This is a genomic window from Pseudomonas sp. B6002 (genome assembly GCF_013385985.1).
Taxonomy (GTDB): domain Bacteria; phylum Pseudomonadota; class Gammaproteobacteria; order Pseudomonadales; family Pseudomonadaceae; genus Aquipseudomonas.
On sequence record NZ_JACAOY010000006.1, the window covers coordinates 349,388 to 370,522 of the forward strand.

A 21,135-nucleotide genomic window follows, 5' to 3' on the forward strand; every position below is an offset into this window, starting at 1 on the left:
AATGGGTTCTACACTGCCCGTCACCGCGCCAGTGATGGAGGACCCGATGACGGCCACGCCCGTAACAGACATCCTTGCAACGATTGAAGGCCAACGCCTGGCCAACCCGGACGCCGAACGCTGGCGCGAGTGGGGCCCTTACTTGAGTGAACGCCAATGGGGCACCGTGCGCGAGGACTACAGCGCCGACGGTGATGCCTGGGCGTATTTCCCACACGAACATGCCCGCAGCCGCGCCTACCGCTGGGGCGAGGACGGCCTGGCCGGTTTCAGTGACAAGGCACAACGCTGGTGCCTGGGTCTGGCGCTGTGGAACGAGCGCGACAGCATCCTCAAGGAGCGCCTGTTCGGCTTGAACAACGCCGAGGGCAACCACGGTGAAGACGTCAAGGAGCTGTACTTTTTCGTCGACGGCGTACCGAGCCATGCCTACCAGCGCATGCTCTACAAGTACCCCCATGCAGCCTTTCCCTATGCCGACCTGATCTCCGAAAACGCCCGGCGTGGCTTGGGCGATGCCGAGTACGAGGTGCTCGACACCGGGGTGTTCGAAGACAACCGCTACTGCGATGTCAGCGTCGAATACGCCAAGCACACGCCCGACGATATCTTCATGCGCGTCACCGTGCACAATCGCGCGGACCAGCCGACCCGCCTGCAGGTACTGCCCCAGCTGTGGGCGCGCAATGACTGGAGCTGGACGGTTGATGCGCCCAAGCCACAGCTGACCCTGGCCGGTTCTCACGTGCTGGCCCGTCATCATGAACTGCCCGACCGCCACCTCAGCGCCTGGGGCCAGGACGGCGTGGAATGGCTGTTCTGTGAAAACGAAACCAACTACCCGAAGCTCGACGCCCAACCGGCGCCGGGGCCGTTCAAGGACGGTATCAACGATTACGTGGTCGACGGCGTTCAGTCGGCGATTCGTCGCGATGCCGGCACCAAGGTGGCGGCACGGTTCATCCTTGAGCTGGAAGGCCAGCAGAGCAAAACCCTTTACCTGCGTTTTGCACCCACCGATGCGCCTGAGGTCAATGCGCGCAAGCTGTTTGAACAACGCCGCGAGGAGGCCGATGACTTCTACGCGGCCCTGCAACACAACATTCCCGACGCAGATGCACGCAATGTGCAACGCCAGGCCCTGGCCGGTTTGCTGTGGTCCAAGCAGCTCTATTATTTCGACGTCAACCAATGGCTCGACGGCGACCCGGCCCAGCCTGCGCCACCGCCTGAGCGCCTGCATATCCGCAATACGCATTGGCGGCACCTGTCGAATTTCGACATCCTGTCGATGCCCGACACTTGGGAATACCCGTGGTACGCCTCCTGGGACCAAGGCTTCCAGGCCGTGGCCATTGCCCTGATCGACCCGGGCTACGCCAAGCAACAGTTGCTGCTGTTGGTGAAGGACCGCTTCATGCACCCCAATGGCCAGTTGCCGGCGTATGAGTGGCGGTTCGACGACGCCAACCCTCCGGTGCATGCGTGGGCCAGTTGGCGTGTGTACCAGCAGGACAAGGCGCTGACGGGCGTAGGCGACATGGACTTCCTGGAACGGATCTTCCACAAGCTGCTGCTGAATTTTTCCTGGTGGGTCAACCGCAAGGACGCCGAAGGCCGCAACCTGTTCCAGGGCGGGTTCCTGGGGCTGGACAACATCGCCTTGTTCGACCGTTCGGCCACGTTGCCACCCGGCTATCAGCTGGATCAGGCCGACGGCACCGCATGGGTCGCCGCGTATGCGCTGGACCTGATGCGCATCGGCCTGGAGCTGGCCAAGCGCAATGCCGTGTACGTGGATATCGCGGTGAAGTTCTTCGAGCACTTCCTGTACATCGCGGGCGCGATCAACCGTGTCGACGACAGCGCCGAAGGCCTGTGGGACGAGCAGGACCAGTTTTTCTACGACGTGCTGCACCGGCCCGACGGTCAGAATGAACCGGTGCGCCTGCGCTCCATCGTCGGCCTGATGCCGCTGTTTGCGGTGCTGGTACTGGAACAGCGCGAACATGAAGGCTTGGAAGGGCTGCGCGAGCGTCTGCTGGGGTTCATGAAGCACCGGCCGGACCTGGCGAAGTTGGTTTCACGCTGGAACGAACCGGGGCAGGGCAACCGCCTGTTGCTGGCGTTATTGCGGGGTGAACGCACCAAGGATCTGCTACGGCGCATGCTCGACGACAACGAATTCCTCTCGGCCTTTGGCGTGCGCTCCTTGTCCAAGGCCTTCGCCGAACAGCCCCTGGCGCTGAAGATGAACGGCGACACGCTTTGCGCGCGCTACCAGCCGGGGGAGTCCGACTCACGCCTGTACGGCGGCAACTCCAACTGGCGCGGGCCGCTATGGATGCCGGTGAATTACATGCTGATCGAGTCGCTGCGTGAGTTTCACCGCTACTACGCCGACAACTTCTCGGTGGAATACCCGACGGGCAGTGGTTATCTGTCGTCGCTTGAGGAAGTGGCTGACAGCCTCAGCCAACGCCTGACACGTTTGTTTCTGCGCGACGAAAATGGCCTGCGGCCGTCGATGGCGGGGTATGCGCAGTTGGAGGCTGACCCGCTGAGCCGTGACCTGGTGTTGTTCCACGAGTATTTCCACGGGGAAACCGGGCGTGGGTTGGGGGCGTCGCACCAGACGGGGTGGAGCGCGTTGGTGGCGTTGCTGTTGAGTGTTCCGCCAACGGCGTGAATCGGGTAGATTCGCCGGCCCGACCCTTACAAGGATGTAGATCATGGCGAATACCGCCACTGCTTCACGCCCAGCGAACCTGCTGGTAGCCCTGCTGATGGGCGCCGGTGTGTTTACCTTGAGCCTGTATGCCAGCAGCGCCAGCGCAGCCTCAATGAGGGCCGCCTGTGTGCAATGCCCATCGGAGACTGCCGATGCGTCCAAATGGGTTAAAAATGGCACGTATCGCCTCGAACCCGTGACTCTGTCGATTGACGATGAGGTCAGAAATGCGGACCCTGACTCGCTTCGCAAAATGACCCGGCTCAAGCCGCGGGCGCTTGGGGCTGATGAAAATGATCCCTTGGTCGATGAAGTCGTCCGCGCGATTGATATCGTCGGTGAGGCCGGTGATGTCGATATATTGAGGGCGCAGTGGCCCGAGCTGACGCGCCGATCGCGTTACGCGTACAGTCTTTTCATTAACGAAGGGCAAATAGCCGATTTCTATAACGTCTACGTGCGCGTGGGGCCCAACAAGTATTTGATCGTCATTGGCCGGGACGTGGAGTCCGGGGAGTTCCACGAGCGGCCGGGTGAGGGGTACCTCATCAACCGCCGTGGTACAGAGGGCCATTCCAGGGAGCTTGAGCAGTTTAGAGTTGTGGAGGCCGCAGCGGGCCGCTGACAGATCCTCATGAGCCAGAAATGAAATCGCCTCAGGTGCGCGGTTTGCCGCGGTGGTTGCTGTAGTGAGCGGGCTTGCCCCGCGCCGCGGTCTACAGGGCCCCCTATATCGACCTGACACACCGCCGCGCGGGGCAAGCCCGCTCACTACAGGTCGGGGTTTTGGGCAAAAAAAATCCCGCCTCGAGAGGCGGGATCCGGGACCGTCCGTGAATCAAGCCGGGAACAGTTCGCTCAGCTTCATGGCCAGCATCATGTCGCCTTCGGTGCGCAGTTTGCCGCTCATGAAGGCCTGCATGCCGTCGGTGTCACCGCTGACGATGCCTTCCATGGTTTCGCCGTCGGTGACCAGGGTCACTTGGGCGTCAGGGTTTTCGCCTTCCAGCAGTTCGCAGGTGTTGTTTTTCACCACCAGCGAGAAGTTCTGGGTGTCGTCGATACGGAAACCGAACACCAGGTCCAGGCCGTCGGCAGCGGCTGGGTTGAATTTGGCTTTCATTGCTTCTACAGCTTTGGCTACGTCAGTCATGGTTTCGATCCTTTAGGGTGAGTCCAGTGACCTTGGGGTCACGGTTGGCCGCCATTCATCGGAAGGTGATGAGGTGCGGCGCCTTCAACAGTTGCAAGTGGGTGTGACTGTTGAAGGAAGCCAGTGCCACCTCGCGACCGCGGAATTTCAGCTGGTTGAGCGAGGTGTTAACAATTTGCCAGTTCAGCTCGAACGCCTGGGCTGCCGGCATTCGGGTGATCAGGTGGAGCAGGGCGGTGATGGTGCCGCCGGAGGTGAACACGGCGATCTTCTGCGTGTTGTCGGCTGCTTCGAGGATGCGTTGCAGGCCGCCTTGTACGCGCTCCACGAACCCCAGCCAGCTTTCCAGCCCGGGCGGGTCGTAGGTGCCGGCCAGCCAGCGCTCGATGATCAGGGCGAAGATGCGTTGGAATTCGCTGCGGTTCTGCGCGGCATTGCGCAGGATGTCCAGGGCCTCGGGCTCGGTCGTCAGCAGGTCGGGCAGCAGGGCACGGATGATCGCGTCGGCATCGAATTCGTTGAAGGCGCTGTCGACTTCAAGCGCCGGCACCGGCAGGCCGAGGGCTGCATAGTGCTCGAAAGCGGCGGTGGCGGTGTGCTGCTGGCGACGCAGGTCACCGGCGACACAGCGGTCGAACGTGAGGCCCAGTTCTGCCAGGTGGCGACCGAGCACGTGCGCTTGTTCCACGCCGACGGGCGACAGGACGTCATAGTCGTCTGCACCGAAGGAGGCCTGGCCATGTCGAATCAGGTAGATGCTGCCCACGTCCGTTTTCCCGGTACGTTGAAAGTCTGGCGAGGTTATGAGGATGCCGAAGAGCTGTCAATGAAAAAACATACGCTTGTTTTAAAAGCTCGTTAGAGGCCCATTGCTGGCGGTTTGAGCACTGGCCCGAAGGCAATGCCGTCGGTATGCTGGGGCCATCCGCGCCCGGCGCAGTGCATTTTTTAAGGAGTCATATGGATTTTCTGGCTGAATACGCGAGTTTCCTGGCGAAGACCGTCACCCTGGTGGTCGCCATTCTGGTGGTATTGATCAGCTTCGCGGCCCTGCGCAGCAAAGGCCGTCGCAAATCGGCCGGCCAATTGCAGGTCAGCAAACTCAATGATTTCTACAAGGGCCTGCGTGAGCGTCTGGAGTCGACCCTGCTCGACAAGGACCAACTCAAGGCGCTGCGTAAATCCGAAAGCAAATCCGAAAAGAACAACAGCAAGAAGAAACCCGAGGCCAAGCCACGGGTGTTCGTGCTGGATTTCGACGGCGATATCAAGGCCTCGGCCACCGAGAGCCTGCGCCATGAAATCACCGCCTTGCTGAGCCTGGCCACGCCAAAGGACGAAGTGGTGCTGCGCCTGGAAAGCGGCGGCGGCATGGTGCACAGCTACGGCCTGGCCTCTTCGCAACTGGCGCGCATTCGCCAGGCGGGCGTGCCGTTGACTGTGTGCATCGACAAGGTCGCGGCCAGCGGCGGCTACATGATGGCGTGCATCGGCGAGAAGATCATCAGCGCCCCGTTCGCCGTCCTCGGATCCATTGGTGTGGTCGCGCAGTTGCCCAACGTCAACCGCCTGCTGAAAAAACACGACATTGACTTCGAAGTGCTGACGGCCGGCGAGTACAAGCGCACCCTCACGGTGTTTGGCGAAAACACCGAGAAGGGCCGGGAGAAATTCCAGGAAGACCTGGACATCACCCACCAATTGTTCAAGAACTTCGTGTCGCGCTATCGCCCGCAACTGGCGATCGATGACGTGGCGACCGGCGAAGTGTGGCTGGGTGTTGCAGCCCTCGACAAACAACTGGTCGATGAACTGCAGACCAGCGACGAATACCTGGCCACGAAGGCCAAGAGCGCCGACGTGTTCCACCTGCACTATGCCGAGCGTAAAAGCCTGCAGGAGCGCGTGGGCCTCGCCGCCAGTGGCTCGGTGGACCGTGTGTTGCTGACCTGGTGGAGTCGCTTGACCCAGCAGCGGTTCTGGTAATCGCCGGCGCTTCTACGTGTTGCATGGGCATACATTCCGTGATGCTCCGCACCACCTGTAGGAGCCGGCTTGCCGGCGATGGCGTCCCTGAGATCGCCATCGCCGGCAAGCCGGGCTCCTACAGGGCTGGTTTCGTCAGTATGGGTGCGTTGGGTATAGGGTTTCGCATCAACGTCCCCACCACCAGCGCCCCCAGCAACCCCAACACGCCCGCCACCCACAACACCCCGCTGAAGCCACCCACAAATGCTTGCCGCGCCAGCGGTTGCACCACCGCCCGAGCCGATTCCGGCAACAACCCCATGGCCGCCGGCATATCGCCCGCCACCACCCGCGACGCAATGCCCGCCACCTGCGCCTGCCACTGAGCGTCAATGCTTGCCCCCAGCAGCTGTTCGCTGTGACTGCTCAACAACGCCCCATACACACCAATCGCCAGCATGATCGCGCTGAAGCGCATGGTCGTGCTCATGCCCGACGCCATGCCGGCGCGGTCGCGGGGCACGCAGGCCATGATGTTCTTCTGGGTATCGCCATTGAGCAGGCCCGCACCGGCCCCCGTCACGGCAATCGCCAGGGCAAAGGGTAGATAGCCGCCCACATTGACCGCCCAGGCGCTCAGCAGATTGCCGCCACCCACCAGGGTCAAGCCGGTCGCCATCATCGTTGCGGGCGCAAAACGCCCGGCCAGGCGTGCGCCGATGCGGGGGCAAATCAGCATGGTCAGGGCAAAGGGCAGCATGCCCAGGCCCGAAGCAATGGCGGAAAAGCCCAGGCCGTTCTGCAGGTAAAACGGCAGCAGCGTCATCATCACCTGAGCGCACCCGGCGTAGGCGAACATGCCGAGCAGCGCGCCGATAAAGCGCGGGTGACGAAACAACTGCAAGTCCACCATGGGACGCTGCTGCATGCGCTCGACCAGGACAAACACCACCAGCAATAGCGCGCCACCGATCAGGCGTGCGTAGGTCAGCGGGTTATCCCAGCCAATGCGATTGGCCTCGATCAGCCCCCAGATCAAGCACAGCAAGCTGGCACTGAATGCCAGGCTGCCCCACGGGTCCAGCCGTGCGGCCTGGGTATCGCGCGATTCGGGAATGGCGCGCAGCACCAGCAGCATCAAGCCCAGGCCCACGGGCAGGTTGAGGTAGAAGATCCAGCGCCAGCCCAGGTACTGGGTGATCACGCCGCCCAGGGTCGGCGCGGCCGTCATTGCCACGCCCATGCACGCGCCCCAGAAAGCCCAGGCCTTGGCCCGCTCCACTTCATCGTGAAACGTGTGGCCGATGGAGGCCAGTGCCGACGTTAGCAACAACGCTGCGCCCACACCTTTGACCGCCCGGGCGATATCGAGGAACAGTGCGTTCGGCGCCGCCCCACAGCCCAGTGAGGCCAGGATGAAAATACCCAGGCCCCACACCAACGAACGCTTGCGGCCGAAGCGGTCGGCAATGCTGCCGGCCGGAAGCAAGAGCGCAGCAAAGGCCAGCATGTAGGCACTGACTACCCACTCGATATCGGCGAAATTGGCGCCCAGGTCGCGGGCGATACTCGGCAGGGTCACTGCGACAATATTGGTGTCGAGCACGATCAGCGAACAAACGCCCGAAGCCGTGAGCATCGTCAAGCGCGGACTGACCCGGCTCATGATTGAATTACCCCACAGGCAATACGGAAATGACAGTTGACGATCATCGCAAGGGCTCTCTAATGTTCAGGTATCACGAGCTTATCCCCGGCTGCGAAGACCTTTGTTAGCTGCCGTGAAGCACTTCATTACCTTTGAGCTAATCCTGCTATGGAAATCCGCCATTTCCGCTACTTCCTGGCCGTTGCCCGGCAACGCAACTTCACCCGCGCGGCTGAGCAATTGGGCATCGCACCGCCGACCCTGAGCCGGCAGATCCAGGACATGGAAACCGAGTTGGGCGCACGTCTGTTTGTCCGCCAGCAGCGCGAAGTCAGCCTCACCGAGGCCGGCGCGGCGTTGTTGATCGAGGCGCAAGCCACCGTGCGCCAGTTCGAATTCGCCCAGCGCAATGCCCAGCGCGCTGGGCGCGGCGAAATCGGCCATATCGAATTGGGTTACGTCGCGTCGGCGGTGTATTCCGGGCTGCTGCAAAAGCAGATGCAGGCGTTCAGCCAGGCGTTTCCCGACGTGAGCGTGAATGTGCGCGAATGCGCGATGGCCACGCTGCCTGGCGCCGTGGCGGAGGGACGCTGTGACATCGGCTATATCCGTTCACCCATGACCCTGCCCGAAGGTGTCGAGGCCGTACGCCTGGACAGCGAAGGCTTTGTGCTCGCCTTGCCCCAGGGCTCCTGGCTACTGGGGTTGAAAGCCATCGCCTGCGAACACCTGCAAAACGAAACCTTCATCTTGCCCGAGCAGATCAGCGGTACCTTGCACGTGGCTGCCCAGGGCGGTTTTGCACCGCGCCTGGGGCCGCAACCGGGCGGGCTGGTCGCGGTGGTGGCGTTGGTCTCGCTGGGGCAGGGCGTGGCGGTGGTGCCGGCGTCGATGGTGGGGCATGTGAGCCTGCCGGGCGTGGTGTACCGCAACATCCAGGGCAATGACGCGTCGTCGTGGCTGTCGCTGATTCACCGGCGCTTCGAGAAAGCGCCGGCGGTGGCGCGGTACATCCAGCAGGTCAAACACTCAACCGCGGCTGCACCGAGTCTGCCAGCCGGGTAAGGATCAGGCAGCACGACACCGCCCCCGCATCCAGTACCCCCAGCGAGCGCTCGCCCAGGCGGCTGGCTCGGCCGATTTTTGCCACCAGGTCCTTGGTGGAATCGCGCCCCCGAGAGACGGCGGTTTTCATTCCTCTGTGGGAGCTGGCTTGCCTGCGATAGCATCACCTCGGTCTACCGGATGTACCGAGTCGCCTGCATCGCGGGCAAGCCCGGCTCCCACAGGGGCAGCAGGGGAGTTGAGAGGGCGGTTTACAGATCTTGTAATAGTTTTGCGTTGTAGGAAATTTGTGTTTCGACTGTACGATTCAAGTCCTTTTGTCATTTCAGGACTTGCATGAACACCCTCTCGGAGCCTCCCAGTCGTCTTTCCCCAAGACATCCACTGTTGCTGTTCCCGCTCAAACACCCCGTATTCCGCCTGCTAACCTTGTCCCGGTCCACTGATCGCGCATTGCCGTGCCCGGCATTCTGAACACCTTGAACACAGAGACTCTATAAATGGAATGGTTAGCGGATCCAACGGCCTGGCTCGGCCTGTTGACCTTGATTGTGCTGGAATTGGTACTGGGCATCGACAACCTGGTGTTTATCGCGATCCTGGCGGACAAACTGCCACCGGAGCAGCGTGACCGTGCGCGGTTGATCGGTTTGTCCCTGGCACTGCTGATGCGCCTGGGCCTGTTGGCGAGTATTTCCTGGTTGGTGACCCTCACCCAGCCACTGTTCGAGGTGTTCGACAAGAGCTTCTCCGGCCGTGATCTGATCATGCTGTTTGGTGGTGTGTTCCTGTTGTTCAAGGCCACCATGGAATTGCACGAACGTCTTGAGGGCCATGTGGCCCAGCGCACGGGTAACGTGGCTTACGCGATGTTCTGGCCGATTGTGGCGCAGATCGTGGTGCTTGACGCGGTGTTCTCCCTCGACGCGGTGATTACCGCCGTGGGCATGGTGGACGAACTGGCGGTGATGATGATCGCGGTGATCGTGTCCATTGGCCTGATGATCGTGGCGAGCAAGCCGCTGACCCGTTTCGTCAACGCCCACCCGACGGTGATCATGCTGTGCCTGGGCTTCTTGATGATGATCGGTTTTGCCCTGACCGCCGAAGGCCTGGGTTTCCATATTCCGAAGGGCTACCTGTACGCGGCCATCGGTTTCTCGATCCTCATCGAAGGCTTCAACCAGATTGCCCGCGCCCGTCGCAAGAAATCTGCTCAAGGCGTGTTGCCGGTGCGTGAACGTACCGCCCACGCAGTGATGCGTTTGCTGGGCGGCCGTAGCCTGGCGGTGGAAGAGGTGGGTGAGGAGGTGGCCGACCTGCTCGGCGAGCCGGATGCTGCGCAAGGCCCGCTGTTCGACCGACGCGAGCGCGTGATGATCAGTGGTGTGCTGCAACTGGCGGAACGCCCGATCCGCACGCTGATGACGCCGCGGGCCAAGGTCGACAGTATTGATCTGGCAGACGATCCGGAGACGATCCGACGCAAATTGATGCACTCGTCCTACTCGCGATTGCCGCTGATCCGCAACGGTGCCGTGGACGAGCCCTTGGGCTTCGTGCACAAAAAAGAGTTGCTCAAGGAATACCTGGCCGGCAATGAACCGAACCTGGAGCACCTGGCACGTCGTGCGGTCAACCTGTTGGAGAGTTTCTCGGTGCTCAACGCCCTGGAGCAGATGCGCCAGGAATCCACCCACATCGCCTTCGTGATCAACGAATTCGGTGACTTCATGGGCGTGTTGAGCATGACCGACATCCTTGAATCCATCGCCGGTGAGTTGCCCGACGCCAGCGAAATCGAAGGCCCGGACATCGTCGAGGAAGGTGAAGGTTTTCGTGCCAATGGCGCATTGACCCTCAACCAGGTGCGCCAACGTACCGGCTTCCAGGCCGTGGCAACCGAGGACTACCAGACCCTGGCCGGCCTGGTGATGAGCCTGCTCGATCGCCTGCCGGTGGTGGGCGACAGCCTGGTGCACGAGGGCTGGCGCCTGACCGTGGCGGCGGTGGAAGAGCGGCGCGTAACCCAAGTGCTCATGGCGCGTGAAACGTAAACCGGTCCTTGCCCTCATGCTTTGAAATATAGAGCGCCTGATCCGCCTTGATCAGCGCCTGGTTCAATGTCTCACCGTCCTCCACCCGGGCCAGGCCGATACTGATGGTCACCGGGTGTTGGGTCGGTTCTTCGCGCACGCGGCGGCAGAGCAAGGTGGCCAACTGCTCGACGTCGCTTTTGCGCACGCCTGCCAGGTAGATGCCGAACTCTTCGCCGCCCAGGCGCGCGTAGTCGAAGTCAACCATCACCGCTTTGATGTCCTGGGCCACACGTTTGAGTACTTCGTCGCCGATGTCGTGGCCGTATACGTCATTCACTTTCTTGAAATTGTCGATGTCGATCATCGCCAGGTAGTGATCGTGGGCCTTGGGCTGTTGGCTGAGTTTCTTGCCGGCGCTGGTCATGAAGGCGCGACGGTTGGGGATTTCGGTGAGAGTGTCGAGGTAGGCCTGGTCCAGCAGCAACTTGGCCATGATGAAGTTGTACAGCTTGGCCTGGCGCAGTTTCAAAAAGCTGTAGAGGGTCAGGAAGGTGAGGAACGCCGCGTAGAAAAACACCATGGTGCCTTTGAATTCCAGCAGCGACGTATGGGTCAGGTAAAACGGGTTGAGCAGCACCCAAGTGATCACCATCGCCGTGATGAACGACCAGTGTTTGAGCGGCAGCACCGAGGCGCTGTAGAGAATGCTCGATGCCGCCAGGATCAACCAACTGGGGTGCAAATCGATCGGCAGCCCTTCGATCAACAGGCGCGTGCCGAGGGTGATCACCAGTACGAAAACCAGGTTGATCCACTGGAAGTGCCGGCCGTCGCGGGTGAATGCCAGGGTGATGGTGTTGATGGTCAGCAGTGTGAGAAACAACATGGACAGCCCGGTAAAGCCCTGGCCTCCGGGAAAGCTGACAATCAGGTCGAACACCAGCCAGATGCTGATGCTGGCGATGTAGATCAGCAGGCAGAAGGGTTTGAGGCGTTCGAAATCATGCTGGGCAAATTCGCGCTTGAGGGATTCCGGGACGGTTTTTTTCAGCACGTCGGCTTCAATGGTTTTGAACATTATCGACCTTGGCGGCACGCAGGTTGTCGAGGAGCGGCTTGCCTTGTGGCAAGTAGCGCAGGGCAAAGACGGCGTTTGGATGACAACCGGCAGCCGGTGCAGGCGTCGCGGGCTCGGCGCGGAACGGCTGGCCTTCGGCGCTGGTCTGGCGGAAGGCTTCACGCACCACACCCACCGGGCAGGGCAGTGCGCTCAGGTAGGTGTTTCGCACGAGCAGCGGCAGGCGCCCCGTGCCAGCACCGTCCTGGGCCCAGGGCTGGATGCCAGCGGTTGCCAGCTCCCCCAGCCACTGGCCAAAGACGGCGGGTGCCAACTTGCCGGCGCTGAACGCGCTGATGTGCAGTGGCGCGTCCAGTTGCCTGCGCAAGTCCAGCAATTGACGCTGCAACTCGGTGCGGCGATCGGCGGCCTGGAAGTGCAGGTCGTCCAGCTCCATCGGCAGGTACCAGCCCGTCGCCGGTAACTTCCAGTCCTCGCGCAGGCGTTGGTACTGCTGCAGCGAACGCCCCAGTTGCGCACGCCAGTAAGCCGCAAGCCCGGCGCTGTCCAGTTCCTGGATGCGCTGGTAATAGGCCGGGTCCATGTACAAACCCAGCACCAGCTTCAAACCCTGGGCCTGGGCCTGGCGCAGGCTGTTGGCCAGCCAGCCTTGTGCACCACCAAAACGCGCATCGTCGCCGTAGGCGGTCCATTGCACGATCACGGTGTCGACCCCGCTTTTGGCACTGGCCTGCCAGATTTGCTGCCATTGCCGGGGTGTGAGGGCCGCATCGCTGTTGAGGGGTTGATAGAACACGCGCTCGGCGGCGAACAGCGTTTGCGCGCTGATCATCAACAAACAAAAAACCAGCATCAGTCGTTTCATCAGAAATTCAGCTCCACACCCAACAACACGCCATTGCCACCTTCATACAGGTTGCCACCCAGGGACTGCTGGTACTCGGTGCGAACGGTCAGGTGCGCACGATAGGCGTTGTACTTGTCGTCATCGAACCAATATTGCCAGCGCAGGCCGACGCCGGTGCGCAGGTCCTGGCGCCAGGCGTTGCGCGGGTCCTGCGCGGAGAACTCGACAAAGCCATAGGGCATGATGGTTTGCGGGCTGCTGTAGGGCAGTTTCCACACATGGCCTTGTTGGTAGCGCGACAGCCATTGGTGGTCACCGGCCTTGGTCCACCAGGCCGCATCGAGGTACAAAAAGCGCTCGTTCCACTGGCTTTCATCCACCCGCCAGTCGTTGCGCCATTTGCCCTGATCAAGGAACGAGGCGGTGCTGCGCAGCAGGTAGTCGGTGCTGGTGCGGCCGTCCTTGCGATGGTCGTTGAGCTGGTCCCAGAGGTGGCCGGGATCCAGCATCTGGCCAAGGCTCAGCCCGTGATTGTTATCGGCATCGAACTGGCTCTGTTTGTAGATTTCGCCATAGAAGTTGATGTTCGCGTTGCCCCACGGTTTGTAGCGCAGGCCCACACCGGTGGCCAGGGACTGTGCGTAAGTGGAGCGCCCTTCACCCCCCAGCAATACGCGACCGTACACCGACAGGGTGCTGCCGGCGCGGCTGGGTTCTTCGCCCAGCGCATGATCCCACATGGCAATTTGCACGTTCTGCGACGCGGCGCGGCGCTGGCCGCTGCGCTCGTCCGGGCGGAAATTGTCGTTGGTCGCCACGCCGGCCGGTGACCAGGTGCTGGCGATTGTCACGCTGTCACGCCGCGACAAGCTTTCGTGGGCACGGCGCTGGCGATAGCGACGGGCTTCGAGGCTGCCGTCCTCGTCATCGCCGGCGACCGGGTGCTGCTCCAGGTCTATCACCCGGCGCAGCTCTGCACGGGCCGACGCGCTGTCGGCGATTTCGTCGTAGCGCCAGGCCAGGGTCTCACCCAGGCTGTAATCCTCCGGGTAATCCCGGGTGGCTTGTTGCAGGAAAGGGATCGACAAACGACGCTCTTCAGGCGTTTGCGCGCCGGCGAGGCGCATGCCGTAGTCGGCGCGGTAACGCGGGTTGCGCTGGTCGCGGCGTACGGCTTCGGCGAGCCACGCGGTGCTTTGCGGCAAGTCACCGGCTTTTTGCGCAGTGACCGAGGCGGCGTAGAAGTTGTCCGCGTCCGGCGCTTGTTGCAGTGCGTGGCGTTGGCGTTCCAGGGCCTGTTGAAAGAGGTCGCGGCGTTCAGCGATGGCGGCGCCCAGCGCCCATTCCTGGGTACCACGGGTTTTACTGAGTTGCCAGTAATGTTCGGCCGTTTCTGTGTCATTCACATTCAGGGCACTGCGGCTGGCGGTGAGCAGGGCGTTGTCGCTCAGTTGGCCCGGCGGCACGCTGCGCCACAGCCGCAGGGCGCCGGCCGAATCCCCGGCCGCTTCCAGGGCGTAAGCCAGTGGCAATGGATCCTGGCGACCGTCCAGCTGTTGCGCGGCCTGGTAATACGCGACAGCGGCGCCGGGTTGGGTCGGCATCGCGCAACGCCCCAGTGCCCGCAGTGACCCGGCATCGTTGGGCGAGGGGCCGACGGCAGCTTGCACCGTGGTGCACTGGCCGTTCTCTGCCAGTTGTGCAAGCAACTGACCACGGGTGGCGGGGTCGACCTGATTGAGCAGACGGCTCATGCGTTGCAATTGCGCGGCATTCAAGGGGCCGCTGCCATAGAAAGCAGCCAGGCGTTGCAACAACGGCGTGGGCAGACGTGGCTGGCGGTCGTAAGCCTCTTCAAGCAAGGCTTGAGCCTGGGCTTGCCGGCCTTGCTGGACCAGCAGGTACGTAGCTTGGTCGAGGGCGACCAGATTGCCGCTTTGCCGGTAGCTGCGCTCCCACAGTTGCGCCGCTTCGGCAGTGCGGCCACTGGCTTGCAGCAGCTCGGCGCGTTTCTTCAGCACGGCCGGGGTTTGCGGTTGATGGGTCAGCCAGTCCATTGCCTGGCCGCGCTGGCCGGTGGCTTGCCAGGCATCCAGCAAGCTGTCGCGTCGCGCGCTTTCCCAAGGTTCGGGCAGGCGTTGGCTTTGCAACAGGTCGACGGCTTGCAGGCGTTGCGCCAGCACCAGCCAGGTGTGTGGATCCTGCTGGGCGTCACAGCGTTTGAGCTGGGCGAGGGCTGCTTCCGGGTCATGGCGTGACAGCCACTCAGTGGTTTCCAGGCAAGGCCGCTGCAGTTGCTCGCTCAGGCGCTGCACGGTCGGCGCGTCATCGGTTTGCCGCGCCAGCTCCCACAACCGCTGGCGTTGTTGTGGATTGGCGAGGTCATCGGCCGGCAACGATTGCAGCCAACGCTGGGCCTGGGCAACGTGGCCGACGGCGACGGCGCGGTCGACCATGGCCAGGCGGGCCTGTCGGGCATCTTCCGCGTTCGGGGCCTGTTTCAACAGGCCCGTCAGGCCCGGCTCATCCAGGCGTTGCACATAGGCATTGGCCAGGCGCTGCCAGCCCGCTCGGTCCAGCTGTTTGCGCTCGGCCAGCGGCGCCAGTTGGCGGATGGTGTCGTCCCAGTCATGCAGTTGCTCGGCCCAGTTGGCGCGGGCCAGGCGCAACACGGTGTCGTCGCCTTGGGGTGGCAGTTGGGCCAGCCAGTCGTGGGCGCGGGCTGCGCCACCGAACTTGGCCAGGCTCAGGCTATAGGCCTGCCATAAACGGATGCGCTGGGGCAGGGTGGCCTGGGCTATCCAGCTTTCCACCTGGGCGTTGCCTGGCGGGTCCTGTTCGATCCAGGTCAGGTGCAGCTCCAGCAGGGCGTCGCTACCGGCCGGTTGGCCGGCCAGCACCTGGGCGGCGTCCTTGTAGCGCCGTTGTTTGGCCAGGGCTTGCACCAGCAGGTCGCGAGCTTCCTCGTTGTTCGGCACGCGTTCGAGCAGGTGGCGGGTCAGTCGCTCGACTTCCCGCCAGTTGCCTTTCTTGGCCTCGCGGTAACTGCGGTCCATGAAGGGGTAGCTGCGAAATTGTTCAAAATCGGTCAACGGGGCGGCCAGCAGAGGCGCGCTGTACAGCCCCAGGAGCAGGCTGGCGATGGCCAGGCGCGGGGTGGGTGTCATGAGGCAAGCTCCTCCGTGAGCTGGTACGCGGCGCGCTGTTCCTGTTGCTGGTCGGCCAGGGCTTGCTCCAGCACCTGGGCCGTGATGATGCCGCGCTCGATCAGGTACTCGCCAAGGGAGGCTTGCTCGGCGTTGAAACCAATCAGCGCCTGGTTGAACAGCGTTGGCGGGACCAGCCCGCGCACCTGCAACAGGTTGCCCAGCAACACCTGATGGCGGCTGACCCGCTCGATCAACGCCTCGTCATCGGCATGCCGCTCCAGCACGGCGAGCATCTGGCGTGTTTCGTCATTTTGCCTCGGGCTGGGATACCAATAGCGAATGCCCAGGGTCACTCGGCCTTGAGGGGCAAGGCGGCAGCGCACCTGGCGCTTGAGTTGGCGGCTGATGGCGCCCTGGGACACATGGCTGAGCGACCCCTCGCAGGCCAGCACCAGGGTGGCACCTTCTTCCGCCACCGGCAGCACGCCGTAGTGCACGGCCACTTTGCGCGGCACCGAGCGAATCAGTTCTTCATTGAGCTTGAATGGGTTGAGCGGCGCCCATTCCAGCTCCAGTTGCTCGGCCAGGGCCTGCACCAGCTGCGTGCTGTTGATGAAGCCGCGCAACAGCAGCTCGCGCCCCAGTCGCCGACGCACCGGGCTGGTGAGTGCCTGAGTCAGTTGCGCCTCGGTGAGCAGGCCTTGTTCCACCAGGCGGCTGCCCAGGGGCGTGCGCTGGGCCTTGGCCAGGGCCGGGAACTCGTGGGTGGTCTTGTCCCAGGCCACGCGGCGCGAGTCGCCCATTTCCATGACCTGGCGCAGTGCCCGCAGGTTGGCGAAGAAGTTGACGAAGTTGCTCCACATCATCCGTGGCGCCGAGAGCAACCCCTCGAAAATCCCGTAGAACCGCGTGACGAACCACGCCCGCTGAAACAGACGGTTGAACAGCATCAAGCCGTTGAGCCACAGCAGCGCCGAGAGCAACGCGCTGTCGGCCAGGATCGACTGGAAGCGCCAGGCATCCGGCAACAGCAGGGTGGTCAGCCACATGGCCACCAGCACCAGGAACAGCAGGTTCACCAGAAAACTCAGCAGGTAGGCAATCAGCCCGCGACGGTCACGCCACAGGAAGTAATTGAGCAGGCCCTTGCGGCTCCAGCCCAGGTTGGTGGTGCCCTGGAACACAATGCCGACGATCCAGCGCGACTTCTGGCGGATTGCGTGCTGCCAGTCGCGGGGGAAGTGCTCGCGCACGCAAATCACTTGGGAAAACGCGCGGTTCATGCCGATGACCCACGGCTGTTCCAAGGCGAGCTTGGGGTCGGAGATTGAGTAGCGCGCAAAGATGCATTTCATGCCTTTTTGCTTCAGGCGGAAACCGATGTCGTAATCTTCGGTGAGGCTCTGCACATCGAAGGCAATGCCGTCGCCGTCTTCCAGCAGGGCACTGATGGCCTTGCGGCTGAAGCAGGTGCCCACGCCGGCGCTGGGCACCTGGCCGGTCAGGGCCTCGCGCACGATCACGTCCTTGCCATGGTTCTCGGCGAACTCGTCGACGTAGTGCCCCGCGGTAAACCCGTGCCATTCAGGGGCGTAGGGGTACACCGGAATCTGGATCAGGTCCTTGGCCGGCAGCAGGTAGTTGAACAGCCGCAGTTCCATGGGCGAGATGACGTCTTCGGCGTCGTGCAGGATGAACCCGGCGAACTCGATTTTGGCGTCGGCTTCAAAGCGCAGGATCGCGTCGATGATGTTGTTCAGGCAGTCGGCCTTGCTGGTGGGGCCGGGCCGCGCGCACACCACTTTATGCACATTGGGGTAATGCAGGCACACAGCGTCGACGTCGGCCTGGGTGTCCGGGTCGTTGGGGTAGGTGCCGACGAAGATCTGATAGTTCTCGTAGTCGATGGTCGAGGCCGCCAGCCGCGCCATCTCACCGATCACGCCGACCTCGTTCCAGGCCGGCACCATGATCGCCAGTGGCTGCTCGGTGCGCTCGAACAGGCGCTGCTCGTCGGCGCGGTCGAATTTCTCGTAGATGCGCCAGCGCCGGATGAGCTTGCGGGTCCAGTAGACCAGGTCGATGAACAGGTCATCCAGGCCCAGGATAAACATCAGCAAGGCCAGGGTGATTGCCAGGTATTTGAGGCCGAACAGCACATAGGTGATGAAGTCGATAGCGGTCAGGCTCATGGGCGAACGCTCGCCGACTGTGCCTGCCACCACTGCATCAGGCGTTCGGTGATGCGTTCGCTGGCGTGACCATCGCCGTAAGGGGTGTGCACGCGGCTCATGCGCTCGAAGATCGCCGGGTCGTCAAACAGCTCGCTGGCATGCTTGACGATGCGGTCGGCGTCGGTGCCCACCAGCAGCACGGTGCCGCCTTCGAGCACCGAGGGGCGTTCTGTCACATCACGCAACACCAGCAACGGCTTGCCGATGGCCGGGGCTTCTTCCTGTACGCCGCCGGAGTCGGTGAGGATGAAACGCGCACGGCCCATCAGCCACACAAAGTGCTGGTAGTCCTGTGGCGGCACCAGGTAGATGTTGGGCTTGTTGGATAGCATGCGGTACACCGCGTCCTTGACCTTAGGGTTCAGGTGCACCGGGTAGACGAACTGGGCCTGGGGATAGCGCTCGGCAAGCCGGGCCAGGGCCTGGCAGATCTGGTTGAAGCCGTCGCCGAGGTTTTCCCGGCGGTGGCCGGTGATCAGCACCATGGGCCGCTGGGGTTCCAGCACCGCCAGCGGTGAGTCGGGCGCCGGCTGCCAGTGGTGGGTGTGTTGCTGGTCGCGCATCCACAGCAAGGCATCGATCACGGTGTTGCCGGTGACCTCCACATGCTCGGCAGGCACACCTTCGCGCAACAGGTTGTCGCGGGCCTTGGTGGTGGGGGCGAAGTGCAGGTCGGCGAGCACCCCGGTCAGGCGGCGGTTGGCCTCTTCCGGCCAGGGCGCCTTGAGGTTGCCGGTACGCAAACCGGCCTCGACATGGCCGATGGGCAACTGGCGGTTGAAGGCGGCGAAACTGGCGATGAAGCTGGTGGTGGTGTCGCCGTGCACCAGCACCATGTGCGGTTGCAGGCGTTCGTAGGCGTGGTCGAGTGCGCCGAGCAATTGCTGCGACAGGCCGTTGAGGGTCTGGCCCTGGGTCATCACTTGCAGGTCTTCATCGACCGTCAGTACAAACCCGTCGAGGACCTGCTGGAGCATTTCCCGGTGCTGGCCGGTGGAGCAGATCTTCAGTTCGATGCCGGGTGTGTGTTTGAGTACCCGGGCCAGTGGGGCCATCTTGATTGCTTCAGGGCGGGTGCCGAATACCATTGCGATCTTGAAGTTCATGGGCTGATCTCTGACTGCGAGGCCGTTTATCCAAGAACTTCATACAAGCAGCGAAACAGAGGGTTGTCCAATGCCCCTGTTGTGGTTTTTGACGTAGATCAACCGGGTTGCGCGGTGCCGGATTCCTGGGTGGCATAGCGGCTGAAGAGGGCATTGAGGGTGTGTTCCTGTTCATTCCAGGCGCCTAGTCCTTCCAGCTTTTCGACCATTTGGCCAGCACGGAATACCAATAGCGTGGGCAGGCGGATGACGTCTGGGTGTCGGGGTGTCTGGGTCGTGTCGAGGACCATGCTTTTCACCTGATTGGCGTGCTGAGCAGCGGTGCGTTCGAACAGTGGGCCGGATTCTCTACACGCCGGGCAATGAGCGGACACGAATAACAGAAACACCACGTGATGTTTCGCCAACACCCGTTGGTACTCTTCGGCGCTCGCAATACCCATGACAATCTCCTTGTGCTAAAGGCCGGACTGGCACCTTTGTGTACGCTAAACCGCGAGATCAAAGCGGTCTACTGTCAACCTTCACAGGTGTTGGCACTCACGCGTCTTTGTCACGCTCGATACGTTCACGCGCCTTGCGGGCCTGGCTTGCACACTTCCTGTATTCCTCATTGTCCCGGGACGCCTTGGCCCGGCGGTAACCGTGGTGGTTCTGGCTGGTGTAGTCGGTACTGAACGCGTCCTTGAGCTTGCGCAACTCCTCTTTGCATTGGCGGCGGTCGTTGCTGGCCGACGCATTGCCTGCCACGAGAAGGGAAAGCACCAGCAGGGTAATGCCGAGTTTCATCAATGCAGGTTCCTCATGATTTCGTCCCTGTAGGAGCCGGCTTGCCGGCGAAAAACGTCTGGGCGCCGTGTGATGTCAGGTTAATTGCGTCATCGCCGGCAAGCCGGCTCCTACAGAGCTGGTGTGTTCAATTTGCCTTGAGGCTAGCGCAATGCGTCGATTTTTCCACGCATGCCGGTGCACCGCGATTGTGCGCGGTAACACCGTTGTGGCGCACTCGTTTGGGGCTGTCACCGGGGCGTGGGGCCTCTGGTAGCAACCGGTTGCTCGGTGCTGGCGTAACGCCTTGTCTGGCGAAGAGATTTATCTCGCTGATTTATATCGAATTTATCCCTGACATATTTTTCTGTTACGGCGTGTGGCACACTTTCTGCTGTCTATTCCGTTGTTACATACTAAGTTCCGGTATAGCGGAATACACAACTCCTGGAGTGCTTGTCATGCATCACCGACCTTCCGTGTTTAAAGCGTGTGTTTTTCTCTTCGCCGCATCGGCTTCCCTCGCCAGCATCGTGCAGGCGGCGGACAGCAAGCTCGATGATGTGCTCAAGCGTGGGCACCTGATCGTGGGTACAGGCAGTACCAATGCGCCGTGGCACTTCCAGGGAGCGGATGGCAAGTTGCAGGGGTTTGATATCGACATCGGTCGCATCGTGGCCAAAGGGTTGTTCAACGACCCGAGCAAAGTCGAGTTCGTGGTGCAGTCTTCCGACGCGCGTATTCCCAACCTGCTGACCGACAAGGTCGACATGAGTTGCCAGTTCATCACCGTCACCGCCAGCCGTGCGCAGCAAGTGGCCTTCACCTTGCCGTACTACCGCGAAGGCGTGGGCCTGCTGCTGCCGAACAACAGCAAGTACAAAGAGATCGAAGACCTGCAAGCCGGGGGGGATGGCGTCACCGTGGCCGTGCTGCAGAACGTGTATGCCGAAGAACTGGTGCACCAGGCCTTGCCTAAAGCCAAGGTCGACCAGTACGACAGCGTCGATCTGATGTACCAGGCTGTGAACTCCGGTCGCGCCGATGCCGCCGCCACCGACCAGTCCTCGGTCAAATACCTGATGGTGCAGAACCCAGGCCGCTACCGCAGCCCGGTCTATGCCTGGAGCCCGCAGACCTACGCGTGTGCCGTCAAGCGTGGCGACCAGGACTGGTTGAACTTCGTCAACACCGCGCTGCATGAAGCCATGACCGGTGTGGAGTTCCCGACCTACAAGGCCTCGTTCAAGCAATGGTTTGGTGTAGACCTGCCGGAACCTGCGATCGGCTTCCCGGTTGAGTTCAAGTAAATCGTAAACGCTGGGGCGTCGCTGACGGCGCCCCATTCA

The 21,135-nt window shown here is 62.2% G+C and carries 16 protein-coding genes and 1 pseudogene; 6 read left to right on the forward strand and 11 right to left on the reverse strand.

Annotation, left to right across the window (positions count from 1 at the left end; genetic code table 11):
* Positions 1-46 precede the first annotated feature (46 nt).
* Together HX792_RS08865 and HX792_RS08870 are read left to right on the forward strand one after the other, a co-directional pair.
* Positions 47-2,689: a glucosidase gene (locus tag HX792_RS08865; protein WP_176996170.1), complete on the forward strand. Its 2,643-nt coding sequence runs from the start codon at positions 47-49 to the stop codon at positions 2,687-2,689.
* A 43-nt stretch (positions 2,690-2,732) separates the two neighbouring features.
* Positions 2,733-3,356: a hypothetical protein gene (locus tag HX792_RS08870; RefSeq protein WP_176995716.1), complete on the forward strand. Its 624-nt coding sequence runs from the start codon at positions 2,733-2,735 to the stop codon at positions 3,354-3,356.
* Positions 3,357-3,569: 213 nt separating this feature from the next.
* On the opposite strand, the gene HX792_RS08875 is transcribed toward HX792_RS08870, so the two are convergent.
* Together HX792_RS08875 and HX792_RS08880 are read right to left on the reverse strand one after the other, a co-directional pair.
* Positions 3,570-3,884, reverse strand: coding sequence for an SCP2 sterol-binding domain-containing protein (locus tag HX792_RS08875; RefSeq protein ID WP_016969749.1), 315 nt, complete (start codon positions 3,882-3,884; stop codon positions 3,570-3,572).
* 55 nt (positions 3,885-3,939) lie between these two features.
* The gene (locus HX792_RS08880; protein ID WP_176995717.1) at positions 3,940-4,650 is read right to left on the reverse strand and encodes a histidine phosphatase family protein; all 711 of its coding nucleotides are present in this window, start codon (positions 4,648-4,650) and stop codon (positions 3,940-3,942) included.
* Positions 4,651-4,844: 194 nt separating this feature from the next.
* Between HX792_RS08880 and sohB the strand changes: the two genes are divergently transcribed.
* Positions 4,845-5,870 carry a protease SohB gene (gene sohB, locus HX792_RS08885; protein ID WP_176995718.1) on the forward strand — a complete coding sequence of 342 codons (1,026 nt, stop codon included), beginning with the start codon at positions 4,845-4,847 and terminating at the stop codon, positions 5,868-5,870.
* Between the two features lie 118 nt (positions 5,871-5,988).
* Here the strand turns inward: sohB and HX792_RS08890 are convergent, their stop codons facing one another.
* On the reverse strand, positions 5,989-7,518 hold the full coding sequence (locus HX792_RS08890; protein WP_176995719.1) for an MFS transporter: 1,530 nt from the start codon (positions 7,516-7,518) through the stop codon (positions 5,989-5,991).
* Positions 7,519-7,668: 150 nt separating this feature from the next.
* Here HX792_RS08890 and HX792_RS08895 point away from each other — a divergent pair, with 150 nt between their 5' ends.
* Positions 7,669-8,565, forward strand: coding sequence for a LysR family transcriptional regulator (locus HX792_RS08895; RefSeq protein WP_176995720.1), 897 nt, complete (start codon positions 7,669-7,671; stop codon positions 8,563-8,565).
* Here HX792_RS08895 and HX792_RS08900 read toward each other — a convergent pair.
* Positions 8,522-8,695: pseudogene (locus HX792_RS08900) on the reverse strand (dihydroxyacetone kinase family protein); the annotation flags it as partial. The gene HX792_RS08895 and the pseudogene HX792_RS08900 sit on opposite strands and share 44 nt — an antisense overlap.
* Before the next feature lie 370 nt (positions 8,696-9,065).
* On the opposite strand from HX792_RS08900, the gene HX792_RS08905 reads away from it, so the two are divergent.
* Positions 9,066-10,622 (forward strand): TerC family protein, encoded by a 1,557-nt coding sequence (locus HX792_RS08905; RefSeq protein ID WP_176995721.1) that lies wholly within the window; start codon positions 9,066-9,068, stop codon positions 10,620-10,622.
* On the opposite strand, the gene HX792_RS08910 is transcribed toward HX792_RS08905, so the two are convergent.
* The 7 genes from HX792_RS08910 to HX792_RS08940 all read right to left on the reverse strand — a co-directional run bounded on the left by HX792_RS08910 (position 10,603) and on the right by HX792_RS08940 (position 19,807).
* The gene (locus HX792_RS08910; RefSeq protein WP_176995722.1) at positions 10,603-11,682 is read right to left on the reverse strand and encodes a GGDEF domain-containing protein; all 1,080 of its coding nucleotides are present in this window, start codon (positions 11,680-11,682) and stop codon (positions 10,603-10,605) included. The genes HX792_RS08905 and HX792_RS08910 overlap by 20 nt on opposite strands.
* Positions 11,666-12,547: a DUF4434 family protein gene (locus HX792_RS08915; RefSeq protein ID WP_176995723.1), complete on the reverse strand. Its 882-nt coding sequence runs from the start codon at positions 12,545-12,547 to the stop codon at positions 11,666-11,668. The genes HX792_RS08910 and HX792_RS08915 overlap by 17 nt, the downstream gene beginning before the upstream one ends.
* Positions 12,547-15,696, reverse strand: coding sequence for a phage receptor (locus HX792_RS08920; protein ID WP_176995724.1), 3,150 nt, complete (start codon positions 15,694-15,696; stop codon positions 12,547-12,549). Before HX792_RS08920 ends, HX792_RS08915 begins: the two co-directional genes overlap by 1 nt.
* Positions 15,693-17,870, reverse strand: coding sequence for a cyclic di-3',5'-guanylate-activated glycosyltransferase NrfB (nrfB, locus tag HX792_RS08925; RefSeq protein WP_176995725.1), 2,178 nt, complete (start codon positions 17,868-17,870; stop codon positions 15,693-15,695). Before nrfB ends, HX792_RS08920 begins: the two co-directional genes overlap by 4 nt.
* On the reverse strand, positions 17,867-19,018 hold the full coding sequence (gene wecB, locus HX792_RS08930; RefSeq protein ID WP_176995726.1) for a non-hydrolyzing UDP-N-acetylglucosamine 2-epimerase: 1,152 nt from the start codon (positions 19,016-19,018) through the stop codon (positions 17,867-17,869). Before wecB ends, nrfB begins: the two co-directional genes overlap by 4 nt.
* Positions 19,019-19,116: 98 nt before the next feature.
* Positions 19,117-19,461 (reverse strand): co-chaperone YbbN, encoded by a 345-nt coding sequence (locus tag HX792_RS08935; protein ID WP_176995727.1) that lies wholly within the window; start codon positions 19,459-19,461, stop codon positions 19,117-19,119.
* 97 nt (positions 19,462-19,558) lie between these two features.
* The gene (locus HX792_RS08940) at positions 19,559-19,807 is read right to left on the reverse strand and encodes a hypothetical protein (RefSeq protein WP_176995728.1); all 249 of its coding nucleotides are present in this window, start codon (positions 19,805-19,807) and stop codon (positions 19,559-19,561) included.
* Between the two features lie 440 nt (positions 19,808-20,247).
* On the opposite strand from HX792_RS08940, the gene HX792_RS08945 reads away from it, so the two are divergent.
* A complete protein-coding gene (locus HX792_RS08945) occupies positions 20,248-21,096 on the forward strand; it encodes a transporter substrate-binding domain-containing protein (protein WP_176995729.1) in 849 nt (282 codons plus the stop codon).
* The last annotated feature ends 39 nt before the right edge of the window (positions 21,097-21,135 follow it).